Source organism: Moraxella nasibovis (assembly GCF_029581575.1).
Lineage (GTDB): Bacteria > Pseudomonadota > Gammaproteobacteria > Pseudomonadales > Moraxellaceae > Moraxella > Moraxella nasibovis.
In genome coordinates this window covers 473,604-492,221 of the sequence record NZ_CP089975.1, presented here as the reverse complement: position 1 = coordinate 492,221, position 18,618 = coordinate 473,604, and the positions used below count along the sequence as shown (strand labels likewise).

At 47.0% G+C, this 18,618-nt stretch carries 18 protein-coding genes; 4 read left to right on the top strand and 14 right to left on the bottom strand.

The features are described 5' to 3' along the window. The first annotated feature begins 1 nt into the window (after window position 1). Window positions 2-1,330, top strand: a complete 1,329-nt coding sequence (lysA, locus tag LU290_RS02215; protein ID WP_277809535.1) for a diaminopimelate decarboxylase — start codon at window positions 2-4, stop codon at window positions 1,328-1,330. 146 nt (window positions 1,331-1,476) lie between these two features. On the opposite strand, the gene trpB is transcribed toward lysA, so the two are convergent. Genes trpB through LU290_RS02175 form a run of 8 tightly spaced genes read right to left on the bottom strand, consistent with a single transcriptional unit; the run spans window position 1,477 to window position 6,103 of the window. Further along, complete coding sequence (trpB, locus tag LU290_RS02210) at window positions 1,477-2,682, bottom strand: tryptophan synthase subunit beta (RefSeq protein WP_277808939.1); 1,206 nt, start codon at window positions 2,680-2,682, stop codon at window positions 1,477-1,479. 19 nt (window positions 2,683-2,701) lie between these two features. Further along, complete coding sequence (locus LU290_RS02205; protein ID WP_277808938.1) at window positions 2,702-3,106, bottom strand: type II toxin-antitoxin system VapC family toxin; 405 nt, start codon at window positions 3,104-3,106, stop codon at window positions 2,702-2,704. Continuing rightward, complete coding sequence (locus LU290_RS02200) at window positions 3,100-3,309, bottom strand: hypothetical protein (protein ID WP_277808937.1); 210 nt, start codon at window positions 3,307-3,309, stop codon at window positions 3,100-3,102. The genes LU290_RS02205 and LU290_RS02200 overlap by 7 nt, the downstream gene beginning before the upstream one ends. 10 nt (window positions 3,310-3,319) lie before the next feature. Then, window positions 3,320-4,072, bottom strand: coding sequence for an SDR family NAD(P)-dependent oxidoreductase (locus LU290_RS02195; RefSeq protein ID WP_277808936.1), 753 nt, complete (start codon window positions 4,070-4,072; stop codon window positions 3,320-3,322). A gap of 10 nt (window positions 4,073-4,082) precedes the next feature. Beyond that, entirely contained in the window at window positions 4,083-4,499 is a 417-nt protein-coding gene (locus tag LU290_RS02190) for a type II toxin-antitoxin system VapC family toxin (RefSeq protein WP_277809534.1), read from the bottom strand. Then, window positions 4,499-4,738 carry a hypothetical protein gene (locus tag LU290_RS02185; protein ID WP_277808935.1) on the bottom strand — a complete coding sequence of 80 codons (240 nt, stop codon included), beginning with the start codon at window positions 4,736-4,738 and terminating at the stop codon, window positions 4,499-4,501. The genes LU290_RS02190 and LU290_RS02185 overlap by 1 nt, the downstream gene beginning before the upstream one ends. Beyond that, window positions 4,738-5,391 carry a phosphoribosylanthranilate isomerase gene (locus LU290_RS02180; protein ID WP_277808934.1) on the bottom strand — a complete coding sequence of 218 codons (654 nt, stop codon included), beginning with the start codon at window positions 5,389-5,391 and terminating at the stop codon, window positions 4,738-4,740. Before LU290_RS02180 ends, LU290_RS02185 begins: the two co-directional genes overlap by 1 nt. A 40-nt stretch (window positions 5,392-5,431) precedes the next feature. Further along, complete coding sequence (locus tag LU290_RS02175; RefSeq protein ID WP_277808933.1) at window positions 5,432-6,103, bottom strand: DUF4230 domain-containing protein; 672 nt, start codon at window positions 6,101-6,103, stop codon at window positions 5,432-5,434. 205 nt (window positions 6,104-6,308) lie between these two features. Here LU290_RS02175 and LU290_RS02170 point away from each other — a divergent pair, with 205 nt between their 5' ends. Further along, window positions 6,309-8,036 (top strand): proline--tRNA ligase, encoded by a 1,728-nt coding sequence (locus LU290_RS02170; protein WP_277808932.1) that lies wholly within the window; start codon window positions 6,309-6,311, stop codon window positions 8,034-8,036. 77 nt (window positions 8,037-8,113) lie between these two features. On the opposite strand, the gene LU290_RS02165 is transcribed toward LU290_RS02170, so the two are convergent. Beyond that, window positions 8,114-9,178 carry a type I glyceraldehyde-3-phosphate dehydrogenase gene (locus tag LU290_RS02165; RefSeq protein WP_277808931.1) on the bottom strand — a complete coding sequence of 355 codons (1,065 nt, stop codon included), beginning with the start codon at window positions 9,176-9,178 and terminating at the stop codon, window positions 8,114-8,116. Then, window positions 9,171-11,006 (bottom strand): DEAD/DEAH box helicase, encoded by a 1,836-nt coding sequence (locus tag LU290_RS02160; protein ID WP_277808930.1) that lies wholly within the window; start codon window positions 11,004-11,006, stop codon window positions 9,171-9,173. Before LU290_RS02160 ends, LU290_RS02165 begins: the two co-directional genes overlap by 8 nt. Window positions 11,007-11,384: 378 nt before the next feature. Between LU290_RS02160 and exaC the strand changes: the two genes are divergently transcribed. Next, a complete protein-coding gene (gene exaC / locus LU290_RS02155; RefSeq protein ID WP_277808929.1) occupies window positions 11,385-12,902 on the top strand; it encodes an acetaldehyde dehydrogenase ExaC in 1,518 nt (505 codons plus the stop codon). 304 nt (window positions 12,903-13,206) lie between these two features. Here exaC and LU290_RS02150 read toward each other — a convergent pair whose 3' ends face one another. From LU290_RS02150 to tkt, 3 genes are all read right to left on the bottom strand, one after another. Beyond that, complete coding sequence (locus LU290_RS02150) at window positions 13,207-13,617, bottom strand: hypothetical protein (protein WP_277808928.1); 411 nt, start codon at window positions 13,615-13,617, stop codon at window positions 13,207-13,209. A gap of 100 nt (window positions 13,618-13,717) precedes the next feature. Next, window positions 13,718-14,719 carry an IS110 family RNA-guided transposase gene (locus LU290_RS02145; RefSeq protein ID WP_277807698.1) on the bottom strand — a complete coding sequence of 334 codons (1,002 nt, stop codon included), beginning with the start codon at window positions 14,717-14,719 and terminating at the stop codon, window positions 13,718-13,720. A 438-nt stretch (window positions 14,720-15,157) separates the two neighbouring features. Further along, a complete protein-coding gene (gene tkt / locus LU290_RS02140; RefSeq protein ID WP_277808927.1) occupies window positions 15,158-17,158 on the bottom strand; it encodes a transketolase in 2,001 nt (666 codons plus the stop codon). 201 nt (window positions 17,159-17,359) lie between these two features. Between tkt and infC the strand changes: the two genes are divergently transcribed. Beyond that, the gene (infC, locus tag LU290_RS02135; RefSeq protein WP_277809533.1) at window positions 17,360-17,857 is read left to right on the top strand and encodes a translation initiation factor IF-3; all 498 of its coding nucleotides are present in this window, start codon (window positions 17,360-17,362) and stop codon (window positions 17,855-17,857) included. Between the two features lie 208 nt (window positions 17,858-18,065). On the opposite strand, the gene rimI is transcribed toward infC, so the two are convergent. Next, window positions 18,066-18,533 (bottom strand): ribosomal protein S18-alanine N-acetyltransferase, encoded by a 468-nt coding sequence (rimI, locus tag LU290_RS02130; RefSeq protein ID WP_277808926.1) that lies wholly within the window; start codon window positions 18,531-18,533, stop codon window positions 18,066-18,068. Window positions 18,534-18,618: the final 85 nt, after the last annotated feature.

Genomic DNA, 18,618 nt, shown 5'->3' with positions numbered 1-18,618 from the left:
GATGACTTTTCATACCGCAAGCCAGACCATTGACGGTGCGCTGCACATTGACGCACGCACATTGACCGATGCTCTTGATTTTATTGACTATCAAGACGACATTTTGCACATTGATGGTGTCAGTAGCGACACGCTTGTCCAGACTTATGGCACGCCACTCTATGTGTATTCAAAAAACGCCCTACTTGCCAATTATACCGCCTATGTGGAGAGTTTTAGCGCCTTGAATGATGTGCAAATCTGCTACGCCGTCAAAGCCAACTCAAATCTTGCGGTGCTTGCTACCCTTGCCAAAGCAGGGGCAGGTTTTGACATCGTCTCGGTGGGCGAGCTGTCTCGTGTATTAAAGGCAGGGGGCGATGCTGGGCGTGTGGTCTATTCTGGCGTGGGCAAAACCGCCAGCGACATCAAAGTCGCCCTAGAAGCAGGCATTGGCTGTTTTAATGTAGAAGCGCTAAGCGAGCTTGACACCATCAATGCCGTGGCACAAACGCTGGGCAAAACCGCCCCCATCGCCCTGCGTATCAATCCTGATGTCGATGCCAAAACCCACCCTTACATCTCAACAGGCATGAAAGACAATAAATTTGGCATTGCTCACGATGTGGCGGTGTCTGCCTACGAGTACGCCAAAGGCTTGGCAAATATTGAGATTGTTGGCATTGATTGTCATATCGGCTCACAGCTGACCGAAGTTAAGCCCTTTGTCGATGCTTTGGACAAAGTCATTGAACTGATTGATGAGCTTGATGCTCGTGGCATTCGCTTAAAGCACATTGATCTGGGTGGCGGTCTGGGTGTGCGTTATATTGATGAAAATCCTGCCAGCGTGCATGAATTTGCCGAAGCACTGCTACCAAAACTGCTCGCCCTACAAGCCAAATACGGCTTGGGTCTGCACCTAGAACCTGGTCGCAACATCGCTGCCAACGCTGGCGTGCTACTGACCAAAGTAGATGTACTAAAACCCACCGAACACAAAAATTTCGCCATCATGGATGCGTCCATGAGCGAGCTGATTCGCCCTGCTTTATACGAATCGGTCATGGCAATCATTCCGACCAAGCCAAACCACACCGCCGATGTGGCGACTTGGGACATTGTCGGCACGGTGTGCGAATCAAGCGACTTTTTGGGCAAAGATCGAGCCTTAGCTCTGCAAGTCGGCGATGTGCTGGCGATTACTGGGGCAGGTGCGTACGGCTTTACGATGGCAAGCAACTACAACACTCGCCCACGCCCATGCGAGGTGATGGCAGATGGTGGCTTACATAGAGTGGTGCGTGTGCGTGAAACGCTAGAAGATTTGTGGCGTGGCGAGTCAATTTAATTAAGCCAATTTAATAAAAGCAAAAAAGGCGTGGCGATAAGCACCGCCTTTTTTATGCCTGCCAGTTTTAGCATCAAAAAAAGCGTGAAAAAAGCGTGAAAATCCACGCTTTTTTCAGATGATTTAAACTGCTCAATCACGGCCGCTTAATCCATCTCAATGCCATCAATACTCATCACCGTGTGCAAATCTTTGTCGCCACGCCCTGACATATTGATGATGATGGACTGATCTGGTCGCATGGTGGCGGCAAGTTTCATGCCATACGCCACCGCATGCGAGCTTTCAAGCGCAGGGATGATGCCCTCTTTGCTCGTCACTTCACGAAATGCGTGCAAGGCCTCTTCGTCCGTTGCGCCCACATATTGCACACGCCCCATGTCTTTTAAGAAACTGTGCTCAGGACCCACTCCCGGATAATCAAGCCCTGCTGAGATGGAGTGCGTACCCAGCACCTGCCCTTCATCATCCGCCATCAGATAGGTGCGATTGCCGTGCAATACGCCCACTCGCCCCGCTTGCAAAGGTGCGGCATGATTTGGCGTATCAAGCCCCTCGCCGTTCGCCTCCACGCCATAGATTGCCACACCATCATCATTCAAAAACTCATAAAACAAGCCGATGGCATTCGAGCCGCCGCCCACACACGCCACCAGTGCGTCAGGGTTTTTGCCAGTTTTTTCAAGATGTTGTAGCTTAGCCTCACGACCGATGATCGCCTGAAAATCACGAACAAGTAGCGGATAAGGGTGCGGACCTGCCACCGTACCGATGATGTAATAAGTGCTGTCCACATTCGCCACCCAGTCACGCATCGCCTCATTCATGGCGTCTTTTAGGGTGCGAGAACCCGATGTCACCGCCACCACTTTTGCTCCCAAAAGTCGCATGCGATAGACATTCATTTTTTGGCGTTCGACATCGTCCGCCCCCATATAGACCACGCATTCTAGCCCTAAGCGTGCCGCAATCGTCGCTGTCGCCACACCATGCTGTCCTGCGCCCGTCTCGGCGATGATGCGTTTTTTGCCCACCATTTTTGCAAGCAATGCCTGCCCGATGGTGTTATTGACCTTGTGAGCGCCAGTGTGGTTTAGGTCTTCACGCTTAAAATAAATCTGCGCACCGCCAATCTCGTCGCTCAAACGGCGAGCGTGGTACAGCGGCGTTGGACGACCGACATAATCGGTCAAATCCGCCATAAACTCCGCCCAAAATTCAGGATTATTCTTAGCCTTAAAATAAATCTCTTCAAGCTCTTCTAGCGCCTTCATCAGCGTCTCAGACACAAAACGACCGCCATGAATGCCAAAATGCCCATCGGTGTTGGGAAATTTGGTGTAATCTGTCATATCAATTTTCCTTTAATTTTTACCAAATAATATCAATCGGAAATGCTGTTAATTCATCATCACAACTGACTAATACTAAATTTTCAAGTTGCGCTTGGGCAGCCAGCATTCTGTCAAATGGATCAGCGTGTTTTAAGGCATATTCACCTGATAGTTTTGCATGCCGCCAAGTCACAGGCAAATGTTTAAAATCACAATCTTTGATCAATGTTTCAAAATTTGCCAACACTTTTTCAGCTTTACCCAATTTTCCTTTTCTGTGCTTGGTTGCCATTTCCCAAACACTTGCCGAACTGACAAATATTTCATTGTCGTCATCGGTTAATATCTGGGCAGCTTTTTTGGATAATCTGGCAGGCTCGGTATAATACCAAAGCAAAGTGTGCGTATCCAATAAATATCCTGCGCTCATTTTAATTACCATTTATCCAATTCATCTTTATCCAAAGGCTCATAAAAAGCAGGATCGGCTGGATAATCAGACAATGTGCCCATTTGTTTTTGGCGATTGCTGATTTTTGATTTGATACTGGTATCAATTTGAATGTTTTGATTATTAAAATGACTTACCAAATCTATTAAAAATTGGATGGTGCGTTTGTCTGATGTGAAAGTTACAGATTCCATGATTCGCTCCTTACAAATCGCGAGCCACCGTCAAACCAGCAAAGGTCTGCGCCACAGGCATGACTTCTAGGCGGTTGATGTTGATGTGCTTGGGCTGATCGATGAGCCATAATACCATATTACTGATGTCTTGTGGGCGGATAAATTCAACATTTTCATAGACTTTGCTGGCTCTCTCGTCATCGCCATGAAAACGCACATTGCTAAACTCCGTGCCACCACAAAGCCCTGGCTCAATGTTGGTCACTCGCACATTTTTGCCAAGCAAATCGGCTCGCAAATTCAGGCTAAACTGCGTCACAAACGCCTTGGTTGCCCCATAGACATTCGCCCCAAAATACGGATAATTACCCGCCGTCGATGAGATATTGATGATCAAGCCGTCATTTTTGGCGACCATATATGGCAAAATCTGATGCGTCATCTGCACCAGTCCCAGCGTGTTGGTCTGAATCATCGTCTGCCAGTCATCGATGCTGGCTTTGTCAGCAGATTCCAAGCCAAGCGCAAGCCCTGCGTTATTGATCAGTACATCGATGTTGGTCAAAAGCGTCTGATCCAAACTTCCTAGGGCGGACTTAATGGCGGTCAAATCAGACACATCAAAGCACAGCGGAATGAAATTATCACCAAGTTCCGCTTTAATCTCGCCAAGTTTATCCGCTCGCCTGCCCGTGCCGATGACGATATGTCCTGCCTTGACACAATCGATGGCAATCTGTCTACCAAAACCTGCGGTAACGCCTGTGATTAAAATATTCATAGGTTTTTCCTTAAATAAATGGGTTGATGACTTTTACGGGTAAGTTTTCAAAATCTCTTTCGTTACGAGTAATCAAAATCAAATCGTGATATTTGGCAATGCTGGCAATCCAAGTATCATTTTCCGCTCGTGGATTTGGCGTGTGGAATTCAGCGCAAATCAAACTGATGTCAAAATTTATCGATAAAATTCTGCCATTAAAATAAGACATCACAAAATTATCAAACCATTCTTTTAAATACTTGCCTTGCATTGGGTCTTTTCTTGCTTTTAGCAAAACACCACGATACAATTCCATCATCACGACATCACAAGTAAAAATTTGATTTTTTGGCTTGTCTTTTACCCAATTTATGACGCCAATATTCGCTTTACCTGATTTGATTTTGCGTAATTCTGAAATGACATTATTATCCAGCAGATACATCAATCAAGCTCCGCAAAACGATTAGGGCTAGGCATTGACTTAACTTCATCAATCTCAATATCCGCCACATCCACCCCATCATAAGCCATTGCCCACTCGTATAAGGTTGGATTGTCGTTTTTTGGTTCATTTACCACATGTGCAACAATCTGACCTCGATTGGCAAAGTTGATTCGCTCACCTTTCATGATGGCTTTTTGGATAATACTTGGCAATATGTTAATTTCTACGGTCATCATTATCTTCCACCCCTTAGATTTTGAATAAATAATTGCATTTTCTCCCCACACTTCACGCCCTTCTCCCTTTCAATGCCACCACTGACATCGACGCCGTGAATCTTTGCCGTCAAATCTTTATCGCTCACAATCTCGCCAATATTATCAGGCGTCAATCCCCCCGCCAGATAAATCGGCAAAGGCGAATCATCAGGGATTTTATCCCAGTCAAAGACAAGCCCCGTGCCGCCATAGGCACTGTCCGAAAAAGCATCCAAAATCACGCCACTTGCCCCATGCTCTTTTAAGGCATTGATTTTATTTAAAATATCATTCGTGCTGTCATCTGCTTTGACACGGATTGCTTTTATCCAGCGTTTATTTACCATTTTGGCAAGCGTTTGGCAATCGGCAGGGGTTTCATCGCCATGAAATTGAATGATGTCAAAGGCGACATCTTTTGCCAATTTGACAAGCTCATCTTGTCCCATATTCACGACCAACGCCACAACAGTGGTAAAAGCTGGTACGGCGGATGCGAGCATTTGGGCTTGGGCGATGCTGACCGCTCGTGGGCTTGGCGGATAAAACACCAGTCCAACAGCAGACACACCCAAGTCACAGGCGCTCTTAATGTCTTGAACTTGGCTCAATCCGCAAAATTTGACTTGCATGGCTGTCCTTTTTTGTCTATTTATCAATGATTTGCCGTTTTTATTTGTCATTTGGTTTATCATTCACAGCCGATGATGCGCTCAGCTGACACGCACCTGCGCCTTGACTGACCACCGCCACCGTCGCACCCGTCAGCGCAAACAAGCCCTTGATCTGCTCGGCGGCATTCTCCGCAGCCAGCGTCATCACGCCACCCTGACAGGCTTTGTTCATCACCTCTTGTTTGGCGGAAGTCTGCGCTTGGCTCAAAAGCTTGGGGTCATTGCCCACCGTACCAAACAGCCCCGTCTGCCAGTCGTACACTTCCAAATCATCCAAATACACCTCAAATACCTCAGACGGCGGCACGCTGATGGTGATGTGCGCAGTGTCATCATGATGAGCAACCTGCACCATCTCAGGGCTGATCTTGGACAAGTCCACGCCCGCCAGCACTCGCCCATGCGCCACAAACAACCCCTTTTGCTCATCTTGCCACAGCCTTTGCCAAGTGCCGGATTTATTTGCCGTGATGATGGTATCCACCGAAAAAGCCACCGACTGCAAGCGAGAGAGCTTCTGGATGTCAGTGATGACACCATCACGAGTGATCGCTTGCACCTTAGGCTCACTTGCCTTGTCAATCATCGCCTTGGCAAACAGCCCAAGCAAAATAACAAGCACCAACATCAGCGCCACATGAAATGCAGAAAATCGGCTACGCTCTGCCATCAGACCTCCAAGCTTATTTTAAGTTATTTTAATTTTTAAATTTCAATGTACCACAAATATCAAGATTGTGGGCAATTTTTTAAAAAATTTTAAAAATTTGAAAAATTTGAAAAATTTAAGTTGCACAAGTGGTTAAAATTGCCTTAATATAGCACATTTACCATTGTATTTTGCATTTCTAATTTTTGTATTTTTAAGGGTTGTTATGAAAGCCAGTCAATTTACCTTTGCCACTTTAAAAGAAACACCGAGCGATGCCGACATCGTCTCAAGCCAGCTGATGGTGCGAGCAGGCTTAATCCGAAAACTTGCCTCTGGTCTGTATGTGTGGATGCCCGCAGGTCTTAGAGTGTTAAAGCGTGTCGAGAAAATCGTCCGTGAAGAGATGGACGGCATTAACGCCCAAGAGCTACTGATGCCAGTCACTCAGCCTGCCGAGCTGTGGCAAGAGTCTGGTCGCTGGGAAGATTATGGGGCAGAGCTTTTGCGTTTTAAAGACCGCCATCAGCGTGATTTTGTGCTTGGTCCGACGCACGAAGAAGTCATCACTGACATCGCCAGAAACGAACTAAAAAGCTACAAACAGCTACCGACCACCTATTATCAAATCCAAACCAAATTCCGTGACGAAATCCGCCCTCGTTTTGGCGTAATGCGCGCCAGAGAATTTACAATGAAAGACGCCTACTCTTTCCACATTGATAAGGAAAGTTTGGCAGAAACTTATCAAGACATGTACGATGCTTACAGCCGCATCTTTACTCGCTTGGGGCTAAATTTCCGTGCCGTGCAAGCCGACACAGGCTCAATCGGTGGTTTTGCCTCGCACGAATTTCATGTACTAGCTCAAAGTGGCGAAGATGACATCGCTTTTTCTAGCGAATCGGATTTTGCGGCGAACATTGAGCTTGCCGAAGCTGTCTGCTTTGATGAACGCAAAGCCCCAACTCAGGCTCGCCAAGATGTCGATACGCCAAATATGCCAACTTGCGAAGAAGTCGCCGAGCATTTGGGCATTGATTTAAAACAAACTGTCAAAACACTCATCGTCAAAGGCTCACATTCAGAAGAAAATCCTGACATGCCAAAACTGGTGGCATTGATCGTGCGTGGCGATCACGAATTAAACGAAATCAAAGCCGAAAAAATCGCCGAAGTTGGCACGCCATTTACGATGGCAAGCGAAGAAGAAATCAAAGCAGCAGGCTTGATTAAGGGCTACATCAGCGTGGATTTGGCAGAATTTGGCATTCCTGTGTTTGTGGATCGCAGTGCTGCCGCTCTGTCGGATTTTGTGTCTGGTGCGAACATCGAACACAAGCACACCACAGGCATGAACTGGGAGCGAGATGCTGTCATCGCAGGCGTGGTGGATATTCGCAATGTTGTTGATGGCGACCCAAGCCCTGACGGCAAAGGCGTGCTGTCTATCAAGCGTGGCATTGAAGTGGGTCATATTTTCCAGCTGGGCGACAAATACTCTGACGCTTTGGGCTGCAAGGTTTTAGGCAAAGAAGGCAAGCCAGTAACGCTGATGATGGGCTGCTATGGCATTGGTGTGAGTCGTATCATCGCCGCCGCCATCGAACAAAACCACGACGAAAACGGCATCATCTGGGCAGATACGCCAAACCCAGACGACAACATCGCACCATTTTATGTCGCCATCGTGCCAATGCGTTCAAAAGACGGCTTGGCAGAAGCCAAAGCAGACGAGCTATACGCACAGCTTAAAGCCAAAGGCGTCAATGTCCTACTAGACGACCGAGATGAACGCCCTGGTGTGAAATTTGCCGACCTTGAATTGACCGGCATTCCGCACCGCATTGTCGTCTCAGAACGCAACCTTGCCGAAAATAAATACGAGTATGTCAATCGAGCCAATGGCGAGAAAGTCATGCTGGATCTGGATGAAGTATTGGCGAAGTTTTGATACTCTTGTATGATGAAGAAAAAAGACCAATCGTGCGTGATTGGTCTTTTTTGTTTTGATTGGCGTAGGTGGTTAAGCTAACGGCGTGCCAAAATGGCGCACATGTCCAGCAGACGATTGGCGTAGCCCCATTCGTTGTCATACCAGGCAAAGATTTTCACCTGCTCGCCTGACTGCATGATTTGACCGCCATCAATCACCAAAGAGTGCGCATCGCCAATAAAATCACTCGACACCAACGGCTCATCAGTAAAGCCCATGATGCCTGATAGACGCTCACGGCTGATTTGGCGTAAAAAATCTGCCACTTCATCTGCACTCGTCCGAGTCTTAAACAGCACATTCACATCAATCGCCGCCACATTGATGGTAGGCACACGAATGGAATGACCGTTAATCCTATCCTTTAAAAATGGCAACACACGCTCGGTGGCGTTGATGCTGCTTGAAGTGGTAGGAATGATGTTGTGACTGCCTGCTCTGGCACGGCGCAAATCACGATGCGCTTGATCAAGCACATTCTGATCGGCTGTCAGCGCATGGATTTCCGTCATCATCACGCTGTCAACACCAAAGCGCTCATCAAGCACCGACAGTAGCGGAACGAGCGCCTGCGTGGTGCAAGATACACTTGAAATGATGGGCAGTCGCCTATTGAGCAGCTCATCATTCACGCCCATCACGACACTGGCATCCACTTCGTCAAATGGCGCCGCCCCCACGATGACCTGTGCCGCTCCCGCCGTGCGATGGTGCGAAGCATCAGCATAAGAGCGAAATTTACCCGTGCATTCTAGCACCACATCCACAGCCAAAGCCGCCCACGGCATAAGACTTGGGTTTGGCTCATTGATGAGTAGGATTTGCCATTGATATTCATCTTTGCTCAGACAAAGCATGGCTCGACCCTCTTTGTGCATGATGTCAGCCTGCACCCCCAAATCCGACAGCCTGCCGTGCGTGGAGTCAAATCTTAACAAATGCAAAAGCGACTCAAAATCCGCCACATCATTGATGGCGACGATCTCAATGCTTGCAAATTTTTCTGGCGCTTTGACAAAGGCACGCAAAACATTTCGCCCTATGCGACCAAAGCCATTGATCGCCAGACGCAGCTTTTGGGGTTGGGTATCGTTAAGCATTTTGATCGTCTTTTTTGTTAATAAAAATCAGCGCCAAACGCACGGCGTTATAGCCATAGCCATCTAGCATTTCAACGATGGGGCGAAGTCTCACTCCTTCGGCAAATTCACCTTGTGATTCAAGCGTGTCGTACGCCGCCTGCACAGCGTCAATGCTGGCATCATCAGGCCGTACATGGCCTATCTTTAAAGACCGATCTTGCTGATAAAGCTGGTCAATGTGTCCGATGATGGTCGCATCTGCCAAAGAGCGCTTGGCGGCGATCTCGCTGATGTCAAGCCCTTGCTCCAAAAGGATTTTGGTCTCTTGTAGCGTCTGCCCAAGCTGAGATGGCTTATTTTTCATCGCATGGATGTCGTTTTCTTTGATGTGCGCACGCTGGGCGATGGCTTGTTTTTCAGCGGCGATGCGCTTTTCATTGGCAAGAATGATGTCTTTTCGAGTAATGCCATCAGACACACGAATGAAAGTATCATGAATCTTACGAAGTGCATCAACATCCAGTGTGTCAAATTTCAGCGCCAATTCAGAAGCCAGCTCTTGCAAGCGCTTATCCACACGAAACACCCACTCATCCAAAAGCAAGCTTTTTTGATTAAACCCCAAAAGCTTTAATCCATCAAGCGAACGCAATCGAGACAGCGCCACATAACCCTGCCCCATCTCAAAAGTGCGGGACAAATCAATCTCCGCAGCATCCAGCGTCATGCCTTGTGATTTGTGAATGGTTATCGCCCACGCAAGGCACAGCGGCACTTGGGTATAGCTTGCCAGCACCTCGCCTTCATTATTCTCCACCACCCAGTCCTCAGGCTCAGCGATGACCGTGCGCCCACTGTTAAGGCGCACCTTGGGATAGACGGGCGCAGCAGCCGAGCCGAAGGGGTGATCATCATCACTTAATGACACAAATTCCACCACCTCGCCCAGCGTGCCATTTGACACGGCAAGGTTTGGGTTGTTTTTGACAAACATGACCTTAGCGCCCACTTTGAGCAGCAGCTCCTCAGGCGCACGCACGCTTTTTTTGAGCGACTCGACTAGCGCCTTATCGCCCAGTGTGCTTGCGGTAAATTTGTGCGACTTACCATCGATTTTGCGGATTTCGCTTTCGTTGATTTCATCGACATTGGCATTGTGCGTATAAAGACGAGTGCGGTTGATACAGATGTCGTTTTGCTCAGTGGCTTTGAGCGCACGGATGGCAGAATCGCTGACTTCTTGGTCACGGATTTGATTTAAAATGTCATTTAAAGACACGCCAAACCGCCCATGCTCACCGTCGGCAGACTGACGGTGCTGTTCGGTGAGATAGCACACTTGAAAATTCGCCTCAAGCCAAGATTTCGCCATGAACGCAAACTTTTCTTTGTTGGTCTCACCCTTATTACCCACAGGTGGCAGCTGAAAAAAGTCGCCTGAAAAAATCACCTGAATGCCGCCAAACGCCGAGCCATCATCACGAATGACTTTTAAAATTTCATTCAACAGATCCACCTGCTTGGCGTGCAGCATAGAGATCTCATCGACGATCAAGACCTTGGCGTCTTTTATGCGATCATACACCACTTGGCGGGATTTTAGGCGTTTAAAATCCGACGGCTCAAAGCTGTCTTTGATGCCCATGCCCGACCAAGAATGTATCGTCATGCCATTCATGTGCGTGGCAGCGATGCCCGTACTTGCTGTGATGGCGACAGGAATACCTCTTGCTCTTAGGTAGTCAATGTATTGATTTAAAAGATAGGTTTTGCCAGCGCCTGCCTGCCCTGTCAAAAAGACATTTTGCCCTGTTTTTAAGATGTCTAATGCGGTCGATTGTTTCATGTGCGTCTAAATCGTGTCAAAATTATGTCAAAGCTGCGTCAAAAATTGTCATCATTGCGTCATCAATAACCCATTAGCATAGCACAGTTTTTAAGGCTTGGGGTGAGTTTTGACAAAGATTTTTTACGATGTACAAAAAGTGCTCACACACGCCATCGTCTCGTTAAATCTCCCCCAGAATTTTACAAAACTTTACAAAAAGCTAAGTGCAGCACCGCTGATGATTTGCTATTGTAAAGTCGTACGCCGCAGCGTCCAAGCTTTGTCGGTTTAGCGTTGCAAGCTTTTTGGCAAATCATTAAATTTGACAAATCATGAAAATGACTGGCTCGGCGCACATGGATTTGACCCACAGATTTCACAGTTAAGGATAAGCTTATGAAATACGACACCCCCAACACCCAAAATTCCCCCGTCCAATTTCGCAAAAAATACGACAACTTCATCGGTGGCGAATGGGTCGCCCCTGTGGATGGTCAATATTTTGACAATTCAAGCCCTGTGGACGGCGCGCTCATCTGTCAGGTCGCCCGCTCACAAGAAGCAGACATCGAAAAGGCACTGGATGCCGCTCACGCCGCCAAAGACGCTTGGGGCAAGACCAGCCCGACCGATCGTGCCAACATTCTTTTGAAAATGGCGGATAAAATCGAAGAAAATCTAGAAAAAATCGCCATCGCCGAGACTTACGACAACGGCAAGCCTGTGCGTGAGACGCTGGCGGCTGACATTCCTTTGGCGGTGGATCACTTGCGTTATTTTGCCGGCTGTATCCGTGCCCAAGAAGGTGGCATCAGCCAAATCGATGAAGACACCGTGGCGTATCATTTTCATGAGCCTTTGGGTGTGGTCGGTCAGATCATTCCATGGAACTTTCCAATCCTGATAGCGATCTGGAAAATCGCCCCGGCACTGGCAGCTGGCAACTGCATCGTCTTAAAGCTTGCCGAGCAGACCCCAGCATCATTCCTATATTTGCTTGACACCATCGGCATCAATGACATCTTGCCAAAAGGCGTGCTTAATGTCGTCAATGGCTTTGGCTTGGAGGCAGGTAAGCCACTGGCATCCAGCAAGCGCATTGCCAAGATCGCCTTTACTGGTGAAACGGGCACAGGTCGCCTGATCATGGGCTATGCCAGTGAAAATCTCATTCCAGTCACGCTTGAGTTGGGCGGCAAATCGCCAAATATTTTCTTTGAAGACATCTTAGATGCTGATGATGAATTCTTGGACAAGGCAGCAGAGGGTCTTGTGATGTTCGCCCTAAACCAAGGCGAGGTCTGCACCTGCCCATCTCGTGCGCTCGTCCATGAAAAAATCTACGACAAATTCATGGAAAAATGCATCGAGCGTGTGAAGAACTTCAAGCTTGGCAGTCCGCTAGACACCGAAACGATGGTCGGCGCACAAGCCAGCGAAGAGCAGCTTAAAAAGATTCTGTCTTATCTTGACATCGGCAAGCAAGAAGGCGCCAAAGTCTTGGTTGGCGGCGAAGAAGACAAGCGAGACGAGGACGGCTACTACATTCAGCCGACCATCTTTGAGGGCAATAATGACATGCGTATCTTCCAAGAAGAAATCTTTGGACCTGTGCTTGCCGTCACCAAGTTCAGCAGTGATGAAGAGGCGCTACACATCGCCAATGACACGCTGTTTGGCTTAGGTGCGGGCATCTGGACTCGGGATGTCAATAAAGCCTATCGCTTTGGTCGTGGCATTCAGGCGGGTCGTGTGTGGACAAACTGCTATCACATCTACCCTGCCCACGCAGCATTTGGTGGCTACAAGCAATCTGGCATCGGGCGTGAAAACCACAAAATGATGCTAGAACACTACCAACAAACCAAATGCATGCTGGTGTCATATAGCACCAAAGCGATGGGTTTTTTCTGATAACCTTGCCCGCCATCACATCAAAAAAAGCACTCTTTTTGGGTGCTTTTTTGTTATTTTTCTTTCAAATGGGTTTGTGAGAATATAACCGATTCAATAGGGGTGTATTTTAAATGCTGGGTTTCGTTGCGAGAGCTAGAAGCCCAACAAGTTCAATGAGTTACGCCAAAAATGTTGGGTTTTACATTCGTTCAACCCAACCTACTGTGCTTACCATGCTTGGAAAATAGGCTGCTGATAACATCAACCAACCCATTTTAGTTTAGACAAAAAGTTGAGTTTTGCATGAAAATTAAATCACAAGTTATCTTATTCCCAGTTTATCCAGCGATTGATTGATTTCATCACCTAAGATAATATCATCACTTTCTTCATAATCATCTGGCTTATCATAATCATATTCTATTTCAAACTTGCCGTCAGGATATAGGGTAAATAACAAACCCCAAATGCGATGACCCATATTTTCAAGCATTTTATCTCTGATATAATAAACGGATTTAGAAGAATTATCCCAGATTTCATCTGGAATTTCATTACCTAGCCAAAATTCTTGATTTTCAACAACAAACCATCTTTCTATTGAAATCATTTGGTTAAATACTTCATATTTGATATAGGCTTGTTGCCACTGTTGATTTCCTAAAAAACATAATAACTCTTGGGCAAAAAACTCATATTGTTGCGTAAAATCTAAAGTAGATTTATCAGTCATTGTTCAGATCTCTATTCTTTTGGTTTGCCATTGATTGTTGCTATAACTTTAAATTTGTTGGGTCTTACAGCCCGTAGATACCATCTCTCCCCACCCCTTGTCAAGCCATATTATCTATCCTAACTTGTGGGGTGTAGGGAGTTTGGTGTTTGATCACACCAAAGCAGATTTGCACCAATTTACGCATACAAGCACATAAAGCTTGCATTTTGCATTTGCCATTTTGTTGTAAGCGTTCGTATTGGTCTTTAATGTCTGGATTGTACTTGGTGGCAACGACTGCTGCCATATACAGCTTAGCTCTTAATTGAGCATTGCCTGTTTTGGCAAGTCTTGATCTGCCTTTAAACAATCCTGATTCTTGTTGTTTGGGAATCAACCCTAAAAAAGCAGAGACTTGTTTGGCATTGTTAAATTGTTTGGTATTAAACAAACTAAGCATTTGTCTTGACACCACCTGTCCCACTCCTTTGATGCTTTGTAAGAGTGTTTGCTCTTCTTTAAGTTTGGGGTGGTTGTTGATATGAGTGTCAATGTCATCGTTTAATTTGCTGATTGCCAATTTTAATGCCACAATCATCTCGTCAATGGATTGTTTAACAATGGGGGTTGTGTCTGCCACTTCTGCTTTTTCTTTGCGGTTTTCTTCTCGCTGTAAGTCTTCATTTAGAGCATCAAGACGAGAAAGCAAAGACTTTAAATGACGAGCTTCAATACTTGGGGCAATCCAAGCATCAGGGTGGGTGGCTCTGCCATATCTGGCAAGGACAATACTGTCTTTTTTATCTGTCTTTTGTCTTACGCCTAAACTGTCCGCATAGTGTTTGACAAAGGCAGGATTGATGATAGAGACTTTAAAGCCTAAATCGTGTAAATAATACGCCAAAGGTTCGTGATATACCCCTGTGGCTTCCATAATAAGATGAATGTCGTTAAAGCTGACACTTGCACCAAGATTGGTTTTAAGCCAATGAATGATGTGTTCAAAGTCATCAAAGTGATTATTAAAGACTTTGGTTTTGACTTTCATTGTACTTAACTCTTTAAGCCAAGCCACATCCAGCTTGTGCTTGCTAACATCAATACCAACATAATAAGTCATTGTCATCTAGCCTTGTTCATTCAGCGTCATGATTGAAAATCAATCAAGCGCTTGGATACCATTCAGATTGTACGATGATAAGAAAGCTACTTGGGTTTAATCTACGAGACAGCATCAAAGTACTCAGGTTGGGTAGAAACTACCAAGTAACTTAGGGTGATGGTATAATCTACCATGCCATCACCAAGATAGCTAGTCTTGGTGGTGAGATACAAGGTTGGGCTCTGCTTGCGAAACCCAACAAAATCAATGAGTTATGCCATAATTTTGGCTTCATCATCCCATTTCCCATCAAATTAAGCCATTGACATTCTACACCAAAACCACTTAAATATAAAATCGACCACTCCATTCTTTTGGTAAAATTCTTTTCCAATTCTTAAAAAAACAAAAAAATCGGACAGCGCACCGTCCGATTTTGGTTCAGTCAAGTCATGATTAAATCAATGACTTCACCGCCTCGACCACTTTTTCGGCGGTGATGCCAAAGTGGTTGAACAAATCTTTGGCAGGCGCTGACTCGCCAAAAGTCGTCATGCCGATGACCTTACCATCCAAACCGACAAACTTATACCAATAGTCAACAATGCCAGCTTCCACTGCCACACGACTACGCACCACACTTGGCAGGACGCTCTCGATGTAGTCTTTGTCTTGTTTTACAAAGACCTCAGCACACGGCATCGACACCACACGCACGCCCACGCCTGCCTCGCTGAGCGTCTGATGAGCGCTCATCGCAAGCTCCACCTCAGAGCCTGTGGCGATGATGATGGCTTGTAGGTCGCCCTGCTCTTTGGCAAGCACATAAGCGCCTTTTTCGATCAGGGCAAGCTGTTCATCGCTGCGAGATTGGTGCGCTAGGTTTTGGCGAGATAGGATCAGCGAAGTCGGCGCATTGGCAGTTTGCAAAGCGACTTTCCAAGCCACCGCTGTCTCCACCGTGTCGCACGGACGCCATGTGTAGTGATTTGGCGTCTGACGCAAGCTTGCGATCTGCTCGACAGGCTGGTGCGTCGGACCATCCTCGCCCAGACCGATGGAGTCGTGGGTATAGACATTGATCACACGCTGCTTCATGAGTGCCGACATACGCACCGCATTGCGCGCATATTCCATAAACATCAAGAATGTGGCGGTATAAGGGATAAAGCCGCCGTGCAAAGCGACACCATTGGCGATGGCAGTCATGCCAAACTCACGCACGCCATAGTGGATGTAGTTGCCATTGGCGTGCGCTTGAACGCTCTTGGCGTCTTTCCATAGCGTCAAGTTTGAGCCTGCCAAGTCTGCCGAGCCACCCAAAATCTCTGGCAGTAGCGGTGCAAATGCTGCGATGGCGTTTTGGCTTGCCTTACGAGTGGCGATGGTCTCGCCCTTGTCTTGGCAGGCTTTGATGAAGTCATCTGCCTTGGCGGCGAAGTCTTCTGGCAGCTCGCCCGACAGTCTGCGAGACAGCTCTGCCGCCTCAGCAGGATAAGCTTTTTTGTAGTCATCAAATTTGGCATTCCAAGCTGATTCTAGCTCACTTCCCTTTGCCTTAGCGTCCCATGCTGCATAAATTTCATCACTGATTTCAAAGGCATTGCCATTCGCCCAGCCTAGCTCGCCACGAGTCAAGGTGATCTCATCGACACCCAGCGGCGCACCGTGACTGTCTTCTTTGCCTTGTTTATTTGGGCTGCCCAGACCGATGATGGTCTTACAGATGATGAGACTTGGGCGAGTGGTCTCGGCGCGTGCCTCGATGGTCGCTTGGCGAATGGCGTCGGCATCATGACCGTCGACACGGATGACTTGCCAGTTGTAGCTTTCAAAGCGCTTGGCGGTGTCGTCCGAGAACCAACCCTCCACCTCGCCATCGATCGAGATGCCATTATCATCATAATAAGCGATGAGCTTACCAAGCCCCAGTGTGCCTGCCAGCGAGCACGCCTCGTGGCTGACCCCCTCCATCAAACAGCCATCGCCCAAAAAGCAGTAGGTATGATGGTCGATGATGTCATGGTTTGGCTTGTTAAATTGTGCCGCCAAGGTCTTTTCTGCCAAAGCAAAACCCACCGCATTGGCGATGCCCTGTCCCAAAGGACCCGTGGTGGTCTCGATGCCATCGGCATAGCCATGCTCTGGGTGTCCTGCGGTCTTGGCGTGCAGCTGGCGGAAGTTTTTGATGTCGTCAATCGACAAGTCATAGCCTGATAGGTGCAGCAGTGCATACAAAAGCATGGAGCCATGACCGTTGGATAAGACAAAGCGGTCACGGTTCGCCCATTTGGCGTTGGCAGGGTTGTGATTCAAAAACTCACGCCACAGCACCTCAGCGATGTCCGCCATACCCATTGGCGCACCAGGGTGACCTGAGTTGGCTTTTTGGACGGCATCCATGGCTAGGATGCGGATGGCGTTGGCGTTATGGCGTTGATTTAGGGGAGTTGGCATATCAGCTGTCTCAAAAATGAAAATTTGCCGTATTATAGCATAATTTGGCAAATTTTTGCCATCAATCTTAGCATTCGTCCGCAGGGTTTATTTTGTTATTCTGAAACAAAAACACTTGAAATGATGTGGGCGATACAGTACAATGGGGCGATTTTTCTATTTTTTGGAGTAATTACCATTAAACCGTCAAACCGTTTAAACATCAACGAAGAGATTCGTGCCAAGGAAGTTCGTCTGGTCAAAGAAGATGGCGAGCAGCTTGGTGTCGTCAGCCTAAACAACGCCCTACAAGCCGCCGCTGACGCTGGTCTTGATTTGGTTGAGCTTGTTGCTGATGCCAAGCCACCTGTTTGCAAAATCATGGATTATAAGCGCTATTTGTACGACCAAAAACAAAAAGCCAAAGAAGCCAAGAAAAACCAAAAACAAACCCAAGTCAAAGAAATCAAACTGCGCCCTGGCACAGAAGAAGCAGACTACCAAGTCAAGCTGCGTAAAATCGTAGAATTCTTGGAAGATAAGGATAAAGTCAAAGTATCGATTCGTTTCCGTGGTCGTGAAATGGCGCACCAAGAGATTGGCAAAGCTCAGCTTGAACGCATCATCAAGGACACCGAAGAAATCGCAAGCGTTGAGCAGGCGCCAAAAGTCGAAGGTCGCCAGATGGGTATGCTGCTAGGTCCTGCCAAGAAAAAGTGAGCAACTCTACACCGCAATAAAAGCAAGGTAATGCGCCTTGCTTTTTATCTTGTTTATCAGTTTGACTGGCTTTGTCAGATTTGACAGTTCATACAGCCATCAAGTCAGCCCTAGTTGTGTAGGGTTCGCTTAGCCCATTTCAAGCATAAGCCGTGGAATTTGCGTTACTTTTTTCAGTTCGATTGGTATGTTTTACACACCCATCAAATCAGCTCAAATCCTTTTGTAAAATCAGCGCATCCACCGCCCCAGTCTCGTCTTTATAGTACGCTTTTCGTACATCGATTTGATAAAAGCCTTGCTTTTGGTACAGGCGTATGGCAGAAAAATTGTCAGCTCGCACTTCAAGCAAAACTCGCTTGGCCCCTTTTTGCTGGCACAATTTTGCAAATTCATCAAGCAGGCTCTTGCCCACACCCTTTTTTTGAAAGTCTGAGTCAGTGGCAATACGCAAAATCTCAGCAAGCTCAAAGACGACCTGATAAATACAATAGCCCACCAGCTCATCATCCATCTCAGCGACGATCAGCCCCACGCCATACTGAGTGAGCAGCGAATACACCGCCATGCCGTCCCAAGCATCATAAAACAGCTCAGTCTCGATGCGGGCAATTTGGCTGATAAACCCACCCCGCTCGGCATCATGCGCATCTTTGATTTCAAATACAGTCGCCATAACAATTTACACAAAATAATTTACACAAAAAACCACATCAAAATATGATATGATAACCCAAATTCCTTTCATTTGACAATTTAAA

What these genes read in the sequence shown, in the direction of transcription:
- lysA (WP_277809535.1), top strand. Translation starts at nt 2, where the DNA reads ATGACTTTTCATACCGCAAGCCAGACCATTGACGGTGCGCTGCACATT.
- trpB (WP_277808939.1), bottom strand. Translation starts at nt 2,682, where the DNA reads ATGACAGATTACACCAAATTTCCCAACACCGATGGGCATTTTGGCATT.
- LU290_RS02205 (WP_277808938.1), bottom strand. Translation starts at nt 3,106, where the DNA reads ATGGTAATTAAAATGAGCGCAGGATATTTATTGGATACGCACACTTTG.
- LU290_RS02200 (WP_277808937.1), bottom strand. Translation starts at nt 3,309, where the DNA reads ATGGAATCTGTAACTTTCACATCAGACAAACGCACCATCCAATTTTTA.
- LU290_RS02195 (WP_277808936.1), bottom strand. Translation starts at nt 4,072, where the DNA reads ATGAATATTTTAATCACAGGCGTTACCGCAGGTTTTGGTAGACAGATT.
- LU290_RS02190 (WP_277809534.1), bottom strand. Translation starts at nt 4,499, where the DNA reads ATGTATCTGCTGGATAATAATGTCATTTCAGAATTACGCAAAATCAAA.
- LU290_RS02185 (WP_277808935.1), bottom strand. Translation starts at nt 4,738, where the DNA reads ATGATGACCGTAGAAATTAACATATTGCCAAGTATTATCCAAAAAGCC.
- LU290_RS02180 (WP_277808934.1), bottom strand. Translation starts at nt 5,391, where the DNA reads ATGCAAGTCAAATTTTGCGGATTGAGCCAAGTTCAAGACATTAAGAGC.
- LU290_RS02175 (WP_277808933.1), bottom strand. Translation starts at nt 6,103, where the DNA reads ATGGCAGAGCGTAGCCGATTTTCTGCATTTCATGTGGCGCTGATGTTG.
- LU290_RS02170 (WP_277808932.1), top strand. Translation starts at nt 6,309, where the DNA reads ATGAAAGCCAGTCAATTTACCTTTGCCACTTTAAAAGAAACACCGAGC.
- LU290_RS02165 (WP_277808931.1), bottom strand. Translation starts at nt 9,178, where the DNA reads ATGCTTAACGATACCCAACCCCAAAAGCTGCGTCTGGCGATCAATGGC.
- LU290_RS02160 (WP_277808930.1), bottom strand. Translation starts at nt 11,006, where the DNA reads ATGAAACAATCGACCGCATTAGACATCTTAAAAACAGGGCAAAATGTC.
- exaC (WP_277808929.1), top strand. Translation starts at nt 11,385, where the DNA reads ATGAAATACGACACCCCCAACACCCAAAATTCCCCCGTCCAATTTCGC.
- LU290_RS02150 (WP_277808928.1), bottom strand. Translation starts at nt 13,617, where the DNA reads ATGACTGATAAATCTACTTTAGATTTTACGCAACAATATGAGTTTTTT.
- LU290_RS02145 (WP_277807698.1), bottom strand. Translation starts at nt 14,719, where the DNA reads ATGACTTATTATGTTGGTATTGATGTTAGCAAGCACAAGCTGGATGTG.
- tkt (WP_277808927.1), bottom strand. Translation starts at nt 17,158, where the DNA reads ATGCCAACTCCCCTAAATCAACGCCATAACGCCAACGCCATCCGCATC.
- rimI (WP_277808926.1), bottom strand. Translation starts at nt 18,533, where the DNA reads ATGGCGACTGTATTTGAAATCAAAGATGCGCATGATGCCGAGCGGGGT.